General features: G+C 58.6%; 18 protein-coding genes and 1 tRNA gene. 8 read left to right on the forward strand and 11 right to left on the reverse strand.

The features are described 5' to 3' along the window. The first annotated feature begins 18 nt into the window (after positions 1-18). Positions 19-309 carry a YceK/YidQ family lipoprotein gene (locus tag ACZZ0A_RS27345; protein WP_414895001.1) on the forward strand — a complete coding sequence of 97 codons (291 nt, stop codon included), beginning with the start codon at positions 19-21 and terminating at the stop codon, positions 307-309. On the opposite strand, the gene ACZZ0A_RS27350 is transcribed toward ACZZ0A_RS27345, so the two are convergent. The 9 genes from ACZZ0A_RS27350 to ACZZ0A_RS27390 form a co-directional block, all read right to left on the reverse strand. Next, positions 296-658 (reverse strand): hypothetical protein, encoded by a 363-nt coding sequence (locus ACZZ0A_RS27350; protein ID WP_463543981.1) that lies wholly within the window; start codon positions 656-658, stop codon positions 296-298. The genes ACZZ0A_RS27345 and ACZZ0A_RS27350 overlap by 14 nt on opposite strands. Beyond that, positions 655-1,536: an alpha/beta hydrolase gene (locus ACZZ0A_RS27355; RefSeq protein WP_463543982.1), complete on the reverse strand. Its 882-nt coding sequence runs from the start codon at positions 1,534-1,536 to the stop codon at positions 655-657. The genes ACZZ0A_RS27350 and ACZZ0A_RS27355 overlap by 4 nt, the downstream gene beginning before the upstream one ends. Beyond that, positions 1,533-2,324 (reverse strand): TSUP family transporter, encoded by a 792-nt coding sequence (locus ACZZ0A_RS27360; protein ID WP_007909181.1) that lies wholly within the window; start codon positions 2,322-2,324, stop codon positions 1,533-1,535. Before ACZZ0A_RS27360 ends, ACZZ0A_RS27355 begins: the two co-directional genes overlap by 4 nt. A gap of 75 nt (positions 2,325-2,399) precedes the next feature. Beyond that, positions 2,400-3,479: a hypothetical protein gene (locus ACZZ0A_RS27365; RefSeq protein WP_095113960.1), complete on the reverse strand. Its 1,080-nt coding sequence runs from the start codon at positions 3,477-3,479 to the stop codon at positions 2,400-2,402. A gap of 581 nt (positions 3,480-4,060) precedes the next feature. Then, positions 4,061-4,136 (reverse strand) — tRNA-Phe (locus tag ACZZ0A_RS27370). A gap of 104 nt (positions 4,137-4,240) precedes the next feature. Next, a complete protein-coding gene (locus ACZZ0A_RS27375) occupies positions 4,241-4,513 on the reverse strand; it encodes an oxidative damage protection protein (protein WP_016772129.1) in 273 nt (90 codons plus the stop codon). Next, positions 4,510-5,577, reverse strand: a complete 1,068-nt coding sequence (mutY, locus tag ACZZ0A_RS27380; protein ID WP_095113961.1) for an A/G-specific adenine glycosylase — start codon at positions 5,575-5,577, stop codon at positions 4,510-4,512. Before mutY ends, ACZZ0A_RS27375 begins: the two co-directional genes overlap by 4 nt. Beyond that, positions 5,574-7,799 carry an AsmA family protein gene (locus ACZZ0A_RS27385; protein WP_463543983.1) on the reverse strand — a complete coding sequence of 742 codons (2,226 nt, stop codon included), beginning with the start codon at positions 7,797-7,799 and terminating at the stop codon, positions 5,574-5,576. The genes mutY and ACZZ0A_RS27385 overlap by 4 nt, the downstream gene beginning before the upstream one ends. Before the next feature lie 78 nt (positions 7,800-7,877). Continuing rightward, complete coding sequence (locus ACZZ0A_RS27390; RefSeq protein WP_463543984.1) at positions 7,878-8,282, reverse strand: acetyl-CoA sensor PanZ family protein; 405 nt, start codon at positions 8,280-8,282, stop codon at positions 7,878-7,880. A gap of 224 nt (positions 8,283-8,506) precedes the next feature. Between ACZZ0A_RS27390 and ACZZ0A_RS27395 the strand changes: the two genes are divergently transcribed. From ACZZ0A_RS27395 to ACZZ0A_RS27425, 7 genes are all read left to right on the forward strand, one after another. Beyond that, positions 8,507-10,171: an OFA family MFS transporter gene (locus ACZZ0A_RS27395; RefSeq protein WP_007909202.1), complete on the forward strand. Its 1,665-nt coding sequence runs from the start codon at positions 8,507-8,509 to the stop codon at positions 10,169-10,171. Positions 10,172-10,435: 264 nt separating this feature from the next. Further along, positions 10,436-11,029, forward strand: coding sequence for an imidazoleglycerol-phosphate dehydratase HisB (gene hisB / locus ACZZ0A_RS27400; protein ID WP_007909204.1), 594 nt, complete (start codon positions 10,436-10,438; stop codon positions 11,027-11,029). After that, positions 11,029-11,667, forward strand: coding sequence for an imidazole glycerol phosphate synthase subunit HisH (gene hisH, locus ACZZ0A_RS27405; protein WP_007909206.1), 639 nt, complete (start codon positions 11,029-11,031; stop codon positions 11,665-11,667). The genes hisB and hisH overlap by 1 nt, the downstream gene beginning before the upstream one ends. After that, a complete protein-coding gene (locus ACZZ0A_RS27410) occupies positions 11,668-11,928 on the forward strand; it encodes a DUF2164 domain-containing protein (RefSeq protein ID WP_003220751.1) in 261 nt (86 codons plus the stop codon). It begins immediately after the preceding gene. 42 nt (positions 11,929-11,970) lie between these two features. After that, positions 11,971-12,708, forward strand: a complete 738-nt coding sequence (gene hisA / locus ACZZ0A_RS27415) for a 1-(5-phosphoribosyl)-5-[(5-phosphoribosylamino)methylideneamino]imidazole-4-carboxamide isomerase (RefSeq protein WP_003220753.1) — start codon at positions 11,971-11,973, stop codon at positions 12,706-12,708. Between the two features lie 9 nt (positions 12,709-12,717). Continuing rightward, a complete protein-coding gene (gene hisF, locus ACZZ0A_RS27420) occupies positions 12,718-13,488 on the forward strand; it encodes an imidazole glycerol phosphate synthase subunit HisF (RefSeq protein ID WP_007909211.1) in 771 nt (256 codons plus the stop codon). An 81-nt stretch (positions 13,489-13,569) separates the two neighbouring features. Then, positions 13,570-14,325, forward strand: a complete 756-nt coding sequence (locus ACZZ0A_RS27425) for a substrate-binding periplasmic protein (protein WP_007909212.1) — start codon at positions 13,570-13,572, stop codon at positions 14,323-14,325. Here ACZZ0A_RS27425 and ACZZ0A_RS27430 read toward each other — a convergent pair. Then, positions 14,306-15,682, reverse strand: a complete 1,377-nt coding sequence (locus tag ACZZ0A_RS27430; RefSeq protein WP_414895007.1) for a Vps62-related protein — start codon at positions 15,680-15,682, stop codon at positions 14,306-14,308. The two genes, ACZZ0A_RS27425 and ACZZ0A_RS27430, sit on opposite strands and share 20 nt — an antisense overlap. A 117-nt stretch (positions 15,683-15,799) precedes the next feature. After that, the gene (locus ACZZ0A_RS27435) at positions 15,800-16,576 is read right to left on the reverse strand and encodes a divergent polysaccharide deacetylase family protein (protein ID WP_007909220.1); all 777 of its coding nucleotides are present in this window, start codon (positions 16,574-16,576) and stop codon (positions 15,800-15,802) included. Position 16,577 lies beyond the last annotated feature (1 nt).

Consider the following 16,577-nt stretch of genomic DNA (forward strand, 5'->3'; position numbering starts at 1 on the left):
ATGTAAGGAAGCGCTGGTTTGAAAGGGATTTTGCGTGTTGTTTGTGTCATCGGCCTGGTATTGCAGTTGACCGGCTGTGGAACGTTTATCGGGCGTTTGAATGACGGTTTGTCCGATGCCCAGTACTACCGAGGGGTTGATGGCAACCTTCACCTGCTGGGTGTGCGTGGCGGTGGTAGCGATGGCATGCCGGCGGCGATCGTCTGTTACATGATGATTGTCTGCCCGGTCATCACCGTCGTATCTCTGCCAGTGGATGCCGCGGTGGATACGGTTCTGCTGCCGATCGATTACATCAATACGCTTTAGGTTTCTTTGCGCGGCGCTTGCTCTTCGGCGTGTGCACGGGCTCTTGAGCCTTGCGATAGATCCACACGCCGAACACACCCACTGCCAGCAGAAACACTGTGCCAACGCTCTGCCAGACAAACTCGAACCAGAACTGCTGCGGTTGCTGGGCCAGGGTGAAAGTGCTGCGCGGGCCGCGGTTATTGGTGGTGATAGAGCCGCTGATCCAACTGTCGACCAGCATCCAGATCGACAACCCGATGGCTAAAGTGATCAGCAGAGCAACGAGAACAGTCAGCCAGTAAGTCACACGACTTGGGCGATAGGGCGGCGGATGGGGCAGGGGGATACGGGTTTTCCTTTGATTCATGACGCTTGGGACCTGTTTCCGGTATTGATGAACTGCGCTATCTCGCTCGCCAATTCCGCTGCGCGCGGCGGGTTTTCCCTGAGCCACGTTGATACAGCGTGGTCGCACCCCGGCAGTACGATTTTTCTGAACTGATGGGGATCCAGACTCTTTTCAATGGCCTCGATGACCTCATAGGGAATGGCGCTATTGATCACGCGCGCGCCCATTTGCTGCGTCCCGGCAGACGTACCGGGAATCCCGCCAAACGCGGTTGATCGAAGGCCATCGTATTCGCCGATCACCAGCAAGACCTTCCCGTCGAACGTACGCAGGAAATCCAGCGATGGCGAATCGAGAAAACCGTGAGGCACCGAAATGGCGTTTTTAAAGGGTGATCCAAACGGTTGCTGCCAGGCTGCCTCCGCATACAGGGCGGGACAGAACAGCACGATGCGCCTGACTGAAGCGCGATGCGCTTGCGCCACCTTGAGCGCCAGTGCACCGCCCAGACTGTGACCGATCACCGTGCTGAGTTCGCCGCCAAGATGACCGGCAAACTGCAAAGCCTCCTGAAGGTTGTGCGTCAGTGAAGTGTCTTCAAGGGCAACGTCGGTGTCGGGACCGTGGCCGGAAAGATTGAAGCTCAGGCTGGCTATTCCCTGCGCCTGCAAGGGATACAGGATGGCGTTGAGTCGCGAATAGTCAGAGCGGGCGCCGTGAATGGCCAGCACCTTTGGCGTTGACGCTTCTGCGGCGGAGCCGGCCAATACGCGACCCTCCAGTTGGTAGCCGGCGAAGGTTTGCGCAAAGAAAAACTCAGGGCCGGTTGGCGCCTCGTCGAACTGCAATCGAGACTGAGGTCGAGGCGCGCCGGTCAGCGCCAACCGATTGATCACAGGGCCGCCAGGGTGTGCAGGACTGCAACACGCAATGGATTGGTCTCCACGCTCAACAGTTTGATCGCCAAGGCGCAGCAGACCACGATCAACATGGGTTTGATCAAGCGTGGGCCGACCCGGACCGCCGCTCTTGCGCCCAGTTGTGCGCCGAGGAAGGCTGCCAGCGCCATGGCAATCGCGATCGGCCAGATGATCACGCCTTTGGTGATGAAGACTGACAGCGAACCCAGGTTGCACGACGCGTTGGCCAGTTTGGTGAAGCTCATGGCCCGCATCATGCCTAGCCCGCAAAGCAGCACGAAACCAACGATGAAGAATGAACCTACACCCGGACCGAAGATACCGTCGTAGAAGCCCAGGATCGGTGCCACGGTGAACGAGAACAGCAGAATGCCGATTCGTTTGCGTCGATCCTCATTGGCCAGTTTCGGCGAGAGCGCAAAGTAGATCGCCACCAGAATAAGCATGACGGGCACGCACACTTCCAGATAGCGCTTATCAATTGAACTGACCAACAGTGCCCCGCTGGCGCCCCCCAGGAATGCGCAGATAACCAGAAAGCGCCCCTCCCGCCATTCAATCATGCCCTTGCGGGCAAAAGTGACCGTGGCCGAAATAGTCGCCGACGCGGCCTGAAACTTGTTTGTAGCAATCGCACTGATCGGGTCGACGCCGGCCAGAAACAAGGCAGGCAAAGTAATCAAACCGCCACCCCCGGCAATCGCATCAAAAAAACCGGCGCAAAAAGCCACGAGCGCCAACATGCCAATTACATCCCAAGCCATTACATTTTCCCTTTTATAGTTATTGGCCAGGCATTTACATGACTGGCCATTCAACAGCTTTGCGTGCAGTGAGTTTCAGCCCTGTATCAGCAGCGGATCGTCTGAAATGACAATTGGGGACGAGAACTTCGACAGGCCGAAGATGCGCACCAATACACGTCGATTGTCTTTGATGACATCGCGACAATGCAGGGCCCGGACGTTATTGATCACCATGGCCGACTCTTGCGTCAGTGTGTATTGAACCGGTGTTGCTTTACCCACGCTTTGGCAAAGTGCGGAATAAGCCTCTTTGACAAAGTCCGAGGCGTTGTCGTTGACGGAAAAACGGTACGAGTTGAATCGCGCGGCGAATCCGACGTTGTCATCGAACTCCAGAATCGAAACATTACGACCGTCTTCGCCCTTGCCGTTGACGAAAGAGTCGCTGCGGGTGAACTGGAAGCTACCCGTTGTGAGTGCGAGGCATCCGGTGACGCCGATTTCGTCCAGCAGGGGCGGCAACGGAATCACCGAGGTGGGCTCCAGGCCTGGATTCCACAGCGCCGACAGGATCAACGACGATGGCGAGGGCGAATGCCCGTCTTGCGCGTTCACAGCGCACCAGTACGGCGCTTCGGTGTGCGGGCCGAGGGCGAGACCGGAATGGGAGCTGAGTTCTTTGATTTCCGGTTCGTCATTGATTTTGGTCAGTCCACCGCCCTTGAAGTTGGCGACGAGACGGACCAGTTTGCCTTCGTTGTCCATGTCGTAGGCAAAGGAGCTGTTATCCACCAGTTTCAACAGAATTTGATTACGTGCCGCCAGACACAGTACGTCGTGACGATTCTCCAGAGCGGCCAGGTCGGGCAGTTCATCCGGAGGGCTGGTGTCGGTGACTTTTTGCATCCCCTCAAAAATCAGCAGGGAGACCAGGCCGTCGGAATAAGCGCCAAGCAGTTCGCATTGATCCTTGGAAAACGAAAACTTCAACTCAGTCGCTGCCAGCGAGGCTTTGGACTTTGCGCCTGCGGCTTGTGGCCCGCCCATGGCTGCCAGTTCTTCAGAGAAGGTGTGCAGCAGCGTTGCTTGTTGCGTATCAAAACTGAAAGTTCTGACTTCCTGTTCAACTAAAGACTCAACGGTTTTATAAGTGTGTTGTAGGACTTCGGTCATTGTTTACATCCCTGTCGTATCGGCTCCCTTTGTATTTTTTTGTGGGAGCTGTTGGCTGTTTCGATGATGCAATGCGTGCCGAGCGCACGCACAGATCCGGACGTGGGCGAGTTGATACAGGTTTGATTTTTTCGCGAGGGCACAGGGCGCTGTGACGCGACAGTTCAAACAAGTGTTGAATGCCGGGTCAGTGTTTGCTGTCGCTTGCCTGACAGTTGAAACAACAGCAGATGACCTGCGCTGAGGTCTTGTCCTCCATGACAACTTTCTGAGGGGGCTTGGTTCTGCGAGCGATCCTGCTCGCAGACGCAACTCTCCTGCTGCCAGCAATAACCTCAGTAGGTTCCGAGGGTTCCGGGGCGCGGAGTGCGTTATTTGAGTAATGCGTTAAATGCCGGTCATCAGGACTGAAGTACGCGGCGATTATTTTCGACAGTCAGCAATGACCTGCCGTAAAAAGCTGACGGAGCCTAACATCAAAATAATGGCCAGCAAAAGCACTGGGAGAGGGGTGAGGTGTGGCTCAGCAAATCGCAGGCATAAAAAAACCCTGAATCTTGCGATTCAGGGTTTTCGGTATTTGGTGCCCAGAGACGGAATCGAACCGCCGACACGGGGATTTTCAATCCCCTGCTCTACCGACTGAGCTATCTGGGCAACGGGGCGCATTAAAAGGGTTTTTCGGATTTACGTCAACGACTTTTTTAAAATTTCTTAAATTAATTCCGTCGCTTACGATCCGACCCCCGATTTTGCGGGGTTTACTCTGCAGGCGGAACGTAGCCTTCGGCCTTGGCGTATTCCTCGCCGGAGAAGTACTTGTCCATTTCGCCCTGAAGATATTTGCGGTCTTCGGCGTTCATCATGTTCAGACGCTTTTCGTTGATCAGCAGGGTCTGGTGTTTCTGCCAGTCAGCCCAGGCCTTGGCCGAGACGTGGTCGAAAATATCCTGACCTTTGGCGCCCGGGAAAGGGGCGCGTTCCAGCGCGGGCAATTCTTCTTTGTACTTGCGGCACATTACGGTGCGGGTCATGGCGACTCTCCTGCATTCAAGACGGCGGCCGCGCGTTCGAGCAAGGTTTTGACCGGGGCGGCGAGGCCCAGGCGCGGCGGGGTGGCGAGGTTATACCAGAGCCAGTCGGCCTCGGCCACGTGATGGGCGGCCTCCTGTACCTGAACCAGCCAGGGTTCGATGGACAGCTGGAAATGGCTGAACGTGTGGACAAGGCTTGGCAGCGCCTGCTGCTCGCCCATGGTCAGCGAGTGCTGAGCGGCGAGATGTTGCAGATCGTCGAGGTCATCGAGTTCCGGCAGGCTCCACAGGCCGCCCCACAAACCGCTCGAAGGGCGACGATAAAGCAGAATTGCACCTTCGCCGTTGGCGAGCATCGGCATCAGCGTGCGCTTCTGCGGGATGGTTTTGCGCGGCTTGGGAATCGGGTAGCGGGTCTCGAGGCCGAGCATGTGCGCTTCGCAACCACGCTCCAGCGGGCACAGCAGGCAACTCGGCTTGCTGCGCGTGCAGAGTGTGGCGCCGAGATCCATCATCGCCTGGGTGTAGGCGTTGACCCGATCGTGCGGCGTAAAGCGCTCAGCATTGGCCCACAGCTGTTTGGCGACCTTCGGCTCGCCGGGGTAGCCCTCTTGCGCGGTAAAGCGCGCCAGCACGCGTTTGACGTTGCCGTCGAGAATCGGCGCGCGCAGGCCCATGCTGATGCTCGCAATGGCGCCAGCGGTGGACAGGCCAATGCCTGGCAGATCGGTGAGCTTTTCGACGTCACGCGGAAACTCGCCGCCGTACTGGCTGACGATGATCTTCGCGGTCTTCTGCAAATTGCGCGCTCGGGTGTAATAACCGAGGCCGGTCCACAGGTGCAGCACTTCGTCTTCCGGCGCTTCGGCCAGCGCTTCAACCGTCGGCAGCGCGGCCATGAAGCGGTCGAAGTAATTGAGCACGGTGCTGACCTGGGTTTGCTGCAACATGATCTCTGACACCCACACCCGATACGGGTTGATGTCTTGCTGCCAAGGCAAATCGTGGCGGCCGTGGCGGTCGAACCAATCCAGCACCGCCGTGGAAAACTGCTCCGCTCTCATCGCTTGAACAGCCCCTTCAATGCGTTTTTCAGTTCCGGGCTGACTTTGTCACCCAGTTTTTCGTCGATCTTTTCACTGAGCTTGTCGCCGGCCAGTTTGGTCGCGACCTGACCGAGGCGATCATTATCGACGCGGCAAGCCTTGGCGCCCAGCTCCAGCGGGCCACGGCAGCGCAGCGGCCATTCGACACCGACGAATTTTTCGCCGACCTGACACGCTGGATCCGGCATGGCGCTGGTGTCGCCTTCGACGATGATGCCGACGCGATAGTCCATGCCGAGCACGCGCAGGTCGATGTCGCCATCACCGTTGACGGTCATGCCGGGGATGCGCACTTTCAGATCCGGGTTGCTGGCGATGCCGTTGCGGAAGGTCAGGTTGCCCTTGAGTTCCTGGAACGGCGTGTCTTTACCGCGTGGCTCGCCGCTGAGGGTTTTGCGGTTAAGCGTGGCGATGCCTTTGCACAATTGCTGCTCAAGGTTGGCGTTGAGCAGCACGCCATTGTTGATCACAAAACTGGCGTTGCCGTTGAGCGTATCGATCAATGCCTGCTGACTATTGCCGCTGCCGGTCACGTTGCTGGTGAGGGTCACCAGACCTTTGACGGGCGGGTTCTTGCCTTGGCTTTCGAGGATTTTTTCTACAGGCACGCGGTTGAGTTTGGTCTGCAGGTTCAGTACCGGTGCGGTTGGGCGCACATCGAGGGTGCCATTGGCTGCAAAGCCACCGTTGTACAACTCGCCGCTCAGGTTGGTCAGGGTCAGCAAGCCGCCCTGGCCGGTAGCCTTGAGCGCTGCGTTCTGGATTGGCAGTTTGTCGAGAGTTAGCTGGCCGAAGGTCAGGTCGGCGTCCATATCGAGTTTGGCTAAACGTTCAACCGGCAACAGGCGCTCGGTGCTCCAGGCGGTTTTGCTCGGTTTGTCCGGCAGAGGCGTTGAGCCAGCGCCGGCCATGGCATCGGCTTCGGTGCTGGCGACTTCGGCCTGACGCACTTGTGTGGCGCTGTTGGCTTGCGCCGATTTCGGCGGCAGGTAGCGGTCGACGTTGAACGTGTCAGCCTTGAGCACGGCGCGCAGCGATTGCTTGGCGAAGTCTTCGACAGCGATGCGGCCGCTGAAGCTGCTGTCGTCGAGTTTCAGGTTGATGTTGTCGAAGGCGACGCTGCCTGGCGTGGCCGCCACGCGGCTGACCAGTTCGACCTTGCTCAGACTGCCTTCGGCCATGGCCGGCAGTTTCTGACCGATGCTGTCGACGAACTTCGCCAGATCGAACTGGGCGATGGAGATACCGCCGGTGATCTGCGGAGTCTTGTCGAGGTCGTTGGCTTTCAGTTCGCCCAGCGCGCGCAACTGGTTGGCGGAAATCTTGATGCCGGTCCATTCGGCGACGTTCGCGGCTTTATCCAGTAACAATTGACCTTGGGCAGCGAAGGTCATGGTCTTGCCTTGCAGCGGATCGCCAGCCAGTTCGCCAGAGAGCTTCATATCCTCGAACTTGTAGCGTTGCAGAGCGCGCTCGATGCGCAACTCGCCGGTGAGTTCGGTGCGCACGCGCAGAACCGGCTGGTTGGTGCCGAGGAAGGCGGTGGCTTTCACCGGAATATTGGTCGAGTCGTGAACCGGACCGGTGCTCAGCTGGATACTCTCGGCACTGAACTGCTTGCCGGTCTTCTCGTCGTTGTACTCAACGCGGGCGTTGTTGACGGTCAGGCTATCGATGTCGAGGCGGATCGGCTGCGGTGGCTTTTCCACCGCAACAGGGGTTTCGCTGGCCGGTTGGCCTGCAGTAGCGGCTGGCGGCGTTGCTCCGGCCGGGGCCGGCACCTTGCCGATGTCTTCCCAGTTGCCGTGGCCGTCCTTGTCGCGGTTGAGGCGCAGGTTCAGGCCTTCGACGCGCACATCGCTCATCTGCACTTCGCGGCGCAGCAGCGGCAGCACCCGCACTGACAGGCCGAGCATCTGCAAATCGGCAAACGGTTCGGCAGGTTTGACCAGGGTGGCGACGCTGGCCTCGTGCAATTCCAGGCCAAGCCACGGGAACAGGCTCCAGCCGATATCGCCATTGAGCGTCAGCTCGATGTGGGCCTTGTCGCGGGCTATCTGGCGGATCTCGTCTTTGTAATCGTTGGGATCGAAGAGGTGGGTCAGGGCAAAACCTGCCGCCACAATGATCAGCAACAGCCCGAGAAGTACCAGACCCAGGATTTTGCCGAACGCTTTCATGGGCGAGTCCTTGTAGTTAGTCGAATTCGTAATTTAGCCGGGGAGTATAGCGCTGCAATTGCCCGGTTCGTTGTGACGTCATGTTGCCAGGACGTCCAGCGGTATCTGCAACCTGGCGGCGAGTGCTTGCGCCTCGGGATGTTCCACAGGGGCCAGCAAGCGCAGTTCGGCCCCCGCTTGCGACGCCATTTTCTGCGCTTGGTTCACCAGTCTCTCGGCGACCCCACGGCGACGGGTAACTTTTCGCACGCATAAATGGGACAAGTACCAGACGTCTTGATGCCTTTGCAGAATGCCGGCGCCCAGCAAGCGGTCGTTGAAGCGGCCAGCAATAAAAGAACCGTCCGCGAGGGCACCTTCAATCAGGTCAGCCTCCTCGGACAATGGCGCGAACAGCCATTCTGGCGCATCGCGATAAATCTTCTGCAAATCCTGCTGATCCTGATAACTGGCGTCTTCCAGGGCTTGGACAATGATCGGCATGGCGCTTTCCTGAGTGGTACGAGAACAGATGACATAAAAAAGGTGATATCAGTTTGGTTTTTCTGTCACGTGCAAATGGTAACCTTCGCCCGTTCGTCCGTCCTTCTGCGACTTAACGTCGCGCCTTCAAGGAGCTTCACCCAAAAAAACGGTCATGCCTGCGTGCATAAAGGCCGGGGGTGAACAGTGGCTGGCGAACCATACTAATAATTGGGGGATACACAATGAGCACGAGCATCACGGCGGACGGCTTCAAAGCCGATCAGCCCGCGTTCCTGTCCAAGGAACGCATCATCGCCAAGCCCGGTTTCAACCGTTGGCTGGTTCCACCGGCCGCTCTGGCCATCCACCTGTGCATCGGCATGGCCTACGGCTTCTCGGTGTTCTGGTTGCCGCTGTCCAAGGCGCTGGGCGTTACCGCTCCGGTGGCTTGCGCACCGGACATGAGCTTCATCGCACAAGTGTTCTCGTCGCAATGCGACTGGCCGATCTCCATGCTCGGCTGGATCTACACGCTGTTCTTCATCTTCCTCGGCTGCTCGGCAGCGATCTGGGGTGGCTGGCTGGAACACGCAGGGCCACGCAAGGCTGGCGTGGTATCGGCACTGTGCTGGTGTGGCGGTCTGCTGATCTCGGCGCTGGGTATTTATACTCACCAGATCTGGCTGATGTGGATCGGTTCCGGCGTGATCGGTGGTATCGGTCTCGGCCTGGGCTATATCTCACCGGTCTCGACCCTTATCAAGTGGTTCCCGGACAAGCGCGGCATGGCCACCGGTATGGCAATCATGGGCTTCGGTGGCGGCGCGATGGTCGGTGCACCGCTGGCGACTGCGCTGATGAGCCACTTCGCTTCGCCGACCGGTGTCGGTGTCTGGCAAAGCTTTGTGGCCATGGCCGCGATCTACTTCGTGTTCATGATTGGTGGCGCTCTGGCTTACCGCGTGCCGCCAACCGGCTGGAAGCCTGAAGGCTGGACCGCTCCGGCGAAGAAAGCCTCGAACTCGATGATCACCCACCGTCACGTGCACGTGAATGTGGCGTGGAAAACCCCGCAATTCCGTCTGGTGTGGCTGGTGCTGTGCCTGAACGTATCGGCCGGTATCGGCATCCTCGGCATGGCTTCGCCACTGTTGCAGGAAGTGTTCGGCGGCAAACTGCTGGGTGTTGATGTGCCGTTTGGCCAGCTCGATGCCGGCCAGTTGGCTTCGATCGCGGCGATTGCTGCCGGCTTCACCGGTCTGCTGAGCCTGTTCAACATCGGTGGTCGCTTCTTCTGGGCTTCGTTCTCGGACTACCTGGGTCGTAAAAACACCTACTTCGTATTCTTTGCGCTGGGTTTTGCCCTGTATGCGCTGATTCCGAACATGGGCCATCTGGGCAACGTTGCGCTGTTCGTGGCGGCGTTCTGCATCATTCTGTCGATGTACGGCGGTGGTTTTGCCACCGTTCCGGCGTATCTGGCCGACTTGTTCGGTACGCAGATGGTTGGTGCGATCCACGGTCGTCTGTTGACCGCCTGGGCGGCGGCTGGCGTGCTGGGTCCGGTATTGGTGAACTACCTGCGTGAATATCAACTGAGCATCGGCGTTGAACGCGCTGCCGCTTACGACATCACCTTGTACATCCTCGCTGGCCTGCTGGTGCTGGGCTTCCTGTGCAACCTGATGGTGCGTCCGGTGGCCGACAAGTACTTCATGACCGACGCTGAGCTGGCGGCCGAACAGGCGCTGGGCCATGACAAGGGTGCTGATGCCAGCACGGTTCTGGAGTGGAAAGCCGCGCCGGGCAGCAAGCCTCTGGCAATCGCTGCGTGGTTGGTGGTGGGTATTCCGTTGGCGTGGGGTGTGTGGGTGACCCTGCAGAAGACGGCGGTACTGTTTCACTAAGTAAAAACGCAGTACCCCTGTAGGAGTGAGCCTGCTCGCGATAGCCGTCTGACAGTCACAGAAATGTTGATAGTCAGGCCCTCATCGCGAGCAGGCTCACTCCTACAGTCGTTTTTGGGGTACCTGTAATGGCTTGTATGGACATGTCTACCCGCGACAGCCGGGCGTTCTATCCGTCAGCCATCTCACCTCTCGTGTTTCTGTTTCGGCCCCGCGTGCCTATAATGGCTGCCTTTTTCGCCCAATGATTTTGCGGAGCTGGTGATGGCCGAACGTAAGGCGTCTGTCGAGCGCGACACTCTGGAAACCCAGATCAAAGCCTCGATCAACCTTGATGGCACCGGAAAGGCCCGATTTGATATCGGTGTTCCTTTTCTTGAGCACATGCTGGATCAGATTGCCCGTCACGGGTTGATCGACCTGGATATCGAATGCAAGGGCGATCTGCATATCGACGACCACCATACGGTGGAAGACGTCGGTATCACCCTCGGCCAGGCATTTGCCAAAGCCATTGGCGATAAAAAAGGCATCCGTCGCTACGGTCATGCCTACGTGCCGCTCGATGAAGCGCTATCGCGCGTGGTCATCGACTTCTCCGGTCGTCCAGGCCTGCAGATGCACGTGCCGTACACCCGCGCCACCGTCGGTGGTTTCGACGTTGACCTGTTCCAGGAATTCTTCCAGGGCTTCGTCAACCACGCGCTGGTCAGCCTGCACATCGACAACCTGCGTGGCACCAACACTCATCACCAGATCGAAACCGTGTTCAAGGCTTTCGGCCGCGCGCTGCGCATGGCCGTCGAGCTGGATGAGCGCATGGCCGGGCAAATGCCATCGACCAAAGGCGTTCTGTAATGCAGACGGTTGCAGTTATCGATTACGGCATGGGCAACCTGCACTCGGTGGCCAAAGCCCTTGAGCACGTCGGCGCCGGTAAAGTGCTGATCACCAGCGATGCGGCGGTGATTCGTGAAGCTGACCGTGTGGTGTTCCCCGGTGTTGGCGCAATTCGCGATTGCATGGCAGAGATCCGTCGCCTCGGCTTCGACTCGCTGGTGCGCGAAGTCAGCCAGGATCGTCCGTTTCTCGGCATCTGTGTCGGCATGCAAGCCTTGCTCGACACCAGCGAAGAGAACGACGGCGTCGACTGCATTGGCCTGTTCCCGGGCGCGGTGAAGTTCTTCGGCAAAGACCTGCATGAAGACGGCGAACACCTGAAAGTCCCGCACATGGGCTGGAACGAGGTGAAGCAGAAGGTCAGCCACCCGTTGTGGCACGACATTCCGGACATGGCGCGTTTCTACTTCGTGCACAGCTACTACATCGCTGCCGCCAATGCGCGGCAGGTGGTTGGCGGCGGTCACTACGGTGTCGATTTCGCTGCGGCGCTGGCCGATGGCTCGCGTTTCGCCGTGCAGTTCCACCCGGAGAAAAGCCATACCCATGGCCTGCAATTGCTGCAGAACTTCGCCGCGTGGGACGGTCGCTGGTAAATGGCTGCCAAGAAGTCCAAACCGCCGATCCTGACCCTCACTCCCGAACAGGAGAACGAGGCCAATCGCAAGATTCAGCGGTTCATGGAAGACCGTTTCGAACTGGACCTGGGTTCGTTCGAAGCGGCGGAAATTCTTGAGCTGTTTACCCGCGAAATTGCTCCGCACTATTACAACAGGGCGATTTTCGATGTGCAGACCCACCTCAAAGAGCGGTTTGAAAGCATCGAAAGCGACCTGTGGGCGCTCGAGAAAAACTGATTTCCGAGCCAAGCTGAACATTCAAATTTGAAGGTTTGCCAGATGCTGATTATTCCCGCTATCGATCTTAAAGACGGTGCCTGCGTACGTCTGCGCCAGGGCCGCATGGAAGATTCCACAGTGTTCTCCGATGACCCGGTGAGCATGGCTGCCAAGTGGGTGGAGGGCGGTTGCCGCCGTCTGCATCTGGTCGATCTGAACGGCGCTTTTGAAGGCCAGCCAGTCAACGGCGAAGTCGTCACCGCAATCGCCAAGCGCTACCCGACATTGCCGATCCAGATCGGTGGCGGCATCCGTTCGCTGGAAACCATCGAACACTACGTCAAGGCTGGCGTGAGCTACGTAATCATCGGCACCAAAGCCGTTAAAGATCCGGCGTTCGTCGCTGAAGCGTGCCGTGCGTTCCCGGGCAAGATCATCGTCGGTCTGGATGCCAAAGACGGTTTCGTCGCCACCGATGGCTGGGCTGAAATCAGCACCGTGCAGGTCATTGATCTGGCCAAGCAGTTTGAAGCCGATGGCGTCTCCTCGATCGTTTATACCGACATCGCCAAAGACGGCATGATGCAGGGCTGCAACGTACCGTTCACCGCTGCGCTGGCCGCTGCCACCAAGATCCCGGTGATCGCTTCCGGCGGTATCCACAATCTGGGTGACATCAAGTCGCTGCTCGACGCCAAGGCGCCAGGCATCATCGGCGCCATCACTGGCCGGGCGATCTACGAAGGCACCCTCGACGTCGCCGAAGCGCAAGCTTTCTGCGATTCGTACCAAGGCTGAGGACTGACCATGGCGCTGGCCAAACGCATCATCCCTTGCCTGGACGTGGACAACGGCCGGGTCGTCAAAGGTGTGAAGTTCGAAAACATCCGCGACGCCGGTGACCCGGTGGAAATTGCCCGTCGTTATGACGAGCAGGGTGCCGACGAGATTACTTTTCTCGACATCACCGCCAGCGTCGATGGTCGCGACACCACGCTGCATACCGTCGAGCGCATGGCCAGCCAGGTGTTTATCCCGCTGACTGTCGGCGGTGGCGTGCGTACCGTGCAAGACATTCGCAATCTGCTCAATGCCGGCGCGGACAAGGTGTCGATCAACACCGCAGCGGTGTTCAACCCTGAGTTCGTCGGCGAAGCCGCGCAGCATTTCGGCTCGCAATGCATCGTTGTCGCCATCGATGCGAAGAAGGTCTCCGGCCCGGGCGAAACCCCGCGCTGGGAAATCTTCACCCACGGCGGGCGCAAGCCAACCGGCCTCGACGCGGTTGAGTGGGCGAAGAAAATGGAAGGCCTCGGCGCTGGCGAGATCCTGCTGACCAGCATGGATCAGGACGGCATGAAAAACGGCTTCGACCTCGGTGTCACCCGCGCTATCAGTGATGCGCTGGGCATTCCGGTGATCGCTTCCGGCGGTGTCGGTAACTTGCAGCATCTGGCCGACGGCATCCTCGAAGGCCACGCCAGCGCAGTCTTGGCGGCGAGTATTTTCCACTTCGGCGAATACACCGTTCAGGAAGCCAAGGCCTACATGGCCAAACGCGGCATCGTGATGCGCTAAGCTCAAAATCGATACAGGCCAGTGGACACCATGGCGCACCCAAGGCACTCTTGGGCACGCCATGGATTCCGGTAGCCCGACATGATCAAACGCCTGCTTCTTGTTCTCGCCAGCGCCTCGATGTTGTTCATCAACACGGCCCGCGCCGAAACCAGTCCCGACACCGATCTGGTGCTCCTCACCGAAAATTTCCCGCCGTACAACATGGCGAAAGATGGCAAGAACTTCGCCAAAGGCGAGAACATCAATGGCATCGCCGCCGATATCGTGCGCGAGATGTTCAAGCGTGCCGACGTCACCTATAGCCTGACCCTGCGTTTTCCATGGGAGCGTGTCTATAAGCTCGCGCTGGAAAACCCCGGTTATGGCGCCTTTGTGATGGCGCGCTTGCCGGACCGCGAAAAACTCTTCAAATGGGTTGGCCCCATCGGTCCTGATGATTGGATCATGCTGGCCAAGGCTGACAGCAAGATCACCCTGGAAACCCTCAATGACGCGCGCAAGTACAAGGTCGGTGCCTACAAGGGCGACGCAATTGCCGAGACACTGACCAAACAAGGCCTGAAGCCGATTGTGGTGCTGCGCGATCAGGACAACGCGAAGAAACTGGTCAATGGACAGATTGATCTGTGGGCTACCGGTGATCCTGCCGGGCGCTATCTGGCTCGGCAGGATGGGGTCACCGGCCTGAAGACCGTGCTGCGCTTCAACAGTGCCGAGTTGTACCTGGCGCTGAACAAAGATGTCTCCGACGAAGTCGTCGCCAGGCTTCAGGCTGCGCTGGATCAGTTGCGCAAGGAAGGTGTGGTCGACGAAATCATGGCGCGCTATCTATAGCGACAGCCAGGTCCGGTGATTGCTGCGCGCTAGCGTTGGCGTCATCGATGTGCGGTGCTGCCGGGGTGTCTGTCGTCAGTGGCGGGCACCCACTGACGACCTCGACGGATTCCGGCGGATATTGCGTCAACAGAACGCTGGAATCATCGGTGTAACCAAAGTCGACCGCCACTTGAGTGCCGTCTTCCCGTACCAACTCGTAATGGCTCTGCAGCTGATAAACCGCGACGGCGGTTTGCTCCGGCGCCATGACAATCACCACTTGAGGTCGTAGCTCGTTCCAGCCGCTGGAAGACGTTTCGGTGTGGGTCAAAGTCTTCGGCAGGCAGGCTGAGAATTTTGTAATGCGGATATCACTGAGAGGCACGGTCGGCCAGGCTTTGACGATTTCAATGGCGGTAAAACGATGGAACATACGCATCGTCACCGCGTTTTGCGAACGTGGCGCGGTCCATTTGACGGCCCGATACTTGTCCGATTCATTGTGCTCGTGACCAATGAGCACGTATTCGTCAGTTCTTTTCAGTTCGTAGTAGGGCGAATTGCGAAATTGTTCGCCGGAATGAACATGATCTCGCACTGCAAACCATGGCAGCCGGGCAATCTGGGTGACTGTGGCGGGTTCGCGTGCGGCGGGCTTCGCGTAGCCGGTGAGGGTTGGAATTTGCGGCGATGCGCTGACTTGCAGCGGGATTTGCATGCGCAAGCCGTAAGCCGTTGAAGGCGCAGCAGGCTTGCTGTAGCCCTGGACGCCCACGAAGGTGCCGGGTGCAAAATGGATGTCGCCTGCGGCGGCAGTCGACGGTTCGATGCCAAAGGCGCTGAAACTGAGCTTGGCACCGCTGCCCTTGTCATTCCAGATCAGCTCGCCGACGTTCGCTGCGATAACCAGGTCGAGCCTGACGCAGCGTACCGAGTTCAACGAAGGTTTGTAGTGATCGTTGGAGCACACCAGCCCCAATGCGACGTAACCGACAGGGGCCAAAGGTCGCCAGATCGACATGCGCGTGACACTGGGCGCTCCGGTTTCTTTCCAGACCAGTTCAAAATCGACAGGGCGGGCCAGTGCCTTTCCGTTAGGGCTTACGGCCCCTTTCATATCTTTCTCGCAGACCACGGCGGCGACCATTTCGCCATTGATACTGGTGTCGCCGGGAATGAGCACATCGCCCAGCGGAAAGTAGCCTGGCAATGCATCCGGAGCAGGGGTGGGGCGCCAGAACGTGGCGGGTTTTGCTTTTGAACCGTTGGTGCTCCAGATCCGGTGAAACTCCGTGGTGAAGTTGATCAGCAGATTGTCCTGCATGATCGGTTCCATCTGCTTGGGATGCGCTGCGGTGTTGTCTTCGATAGTCATGATGATTCCTGATAGTTGAAAGCGACGCGAGGGCGTCACGACCTGTTGCAGGTCGCACTATCGGGAAAGGGGATGGTTGTCGGGTGGTAACTATGTATGTGTCAGCGTCACAAAGTGCTACCGATACACGCCGTCCTTGCCATGGCCAGCCATGGCGCGATTGCTGCGTACGCTGATCATCTGTTTGATATCGATCCACTCGATGCCCTGAGCCTTCAACTTCGGCAATTCGCGCTCCAGCACCGCCAGCGTCTGCGGATACGGATGGCCGATCATCACCGCCGAACCCTGTTTGCGCGCCAGGTTGATTGCAGTTTGCAGTTGCGTGTAGATCGCCGCTTCAGTGCGTTCGTCATCGAGAAACACGTCCCGTGACACACTCGCCAGATCGATCTTCTGCGCCTGCTGCGCGGCGACGGTCTGTGCGCTGGTGCGGCTGTCGACGAAAAACTTGTGACGGCGCTGCAATTCGCCCATCAACCATGCCATCGCCACTGGCTGCGCGGTCATGCGGCTGCCCATGTGATTGTTGATGCCAGCGGTATAGGGGACCATTTTGAACGCGGCGTTCAGGCGTTTTTCCAGTTCTTCGAGCGGGAGTTCGGGGTGCCAGGCATATGGCCCAGTGGCCGGGTCCATCGGCATGTGCAGGATGACGATTTTGCCAGCGCGATGGGCTTCGCGGGCAAACTCGGTGGCGTGTGGGGTGTCGGGCATGATCGCCGTGGTCACCGGGCCGGGCAGGGCCAGCACGCGGCGATCCCGGGGCAGGTTTTGCCCCAGGTCGTCAATGATCAGTGTCAGGAAGGCTTTGTGTGGCTTTGGGCTGGCGGGCTCTGCGTGAGCAGCACCCGCCAGACAGCACAACAGAACGAAGACGAAACGCAGTGACATC

This window comes from Pseudomonas sp. AC242, assembly GCF_979258655.1.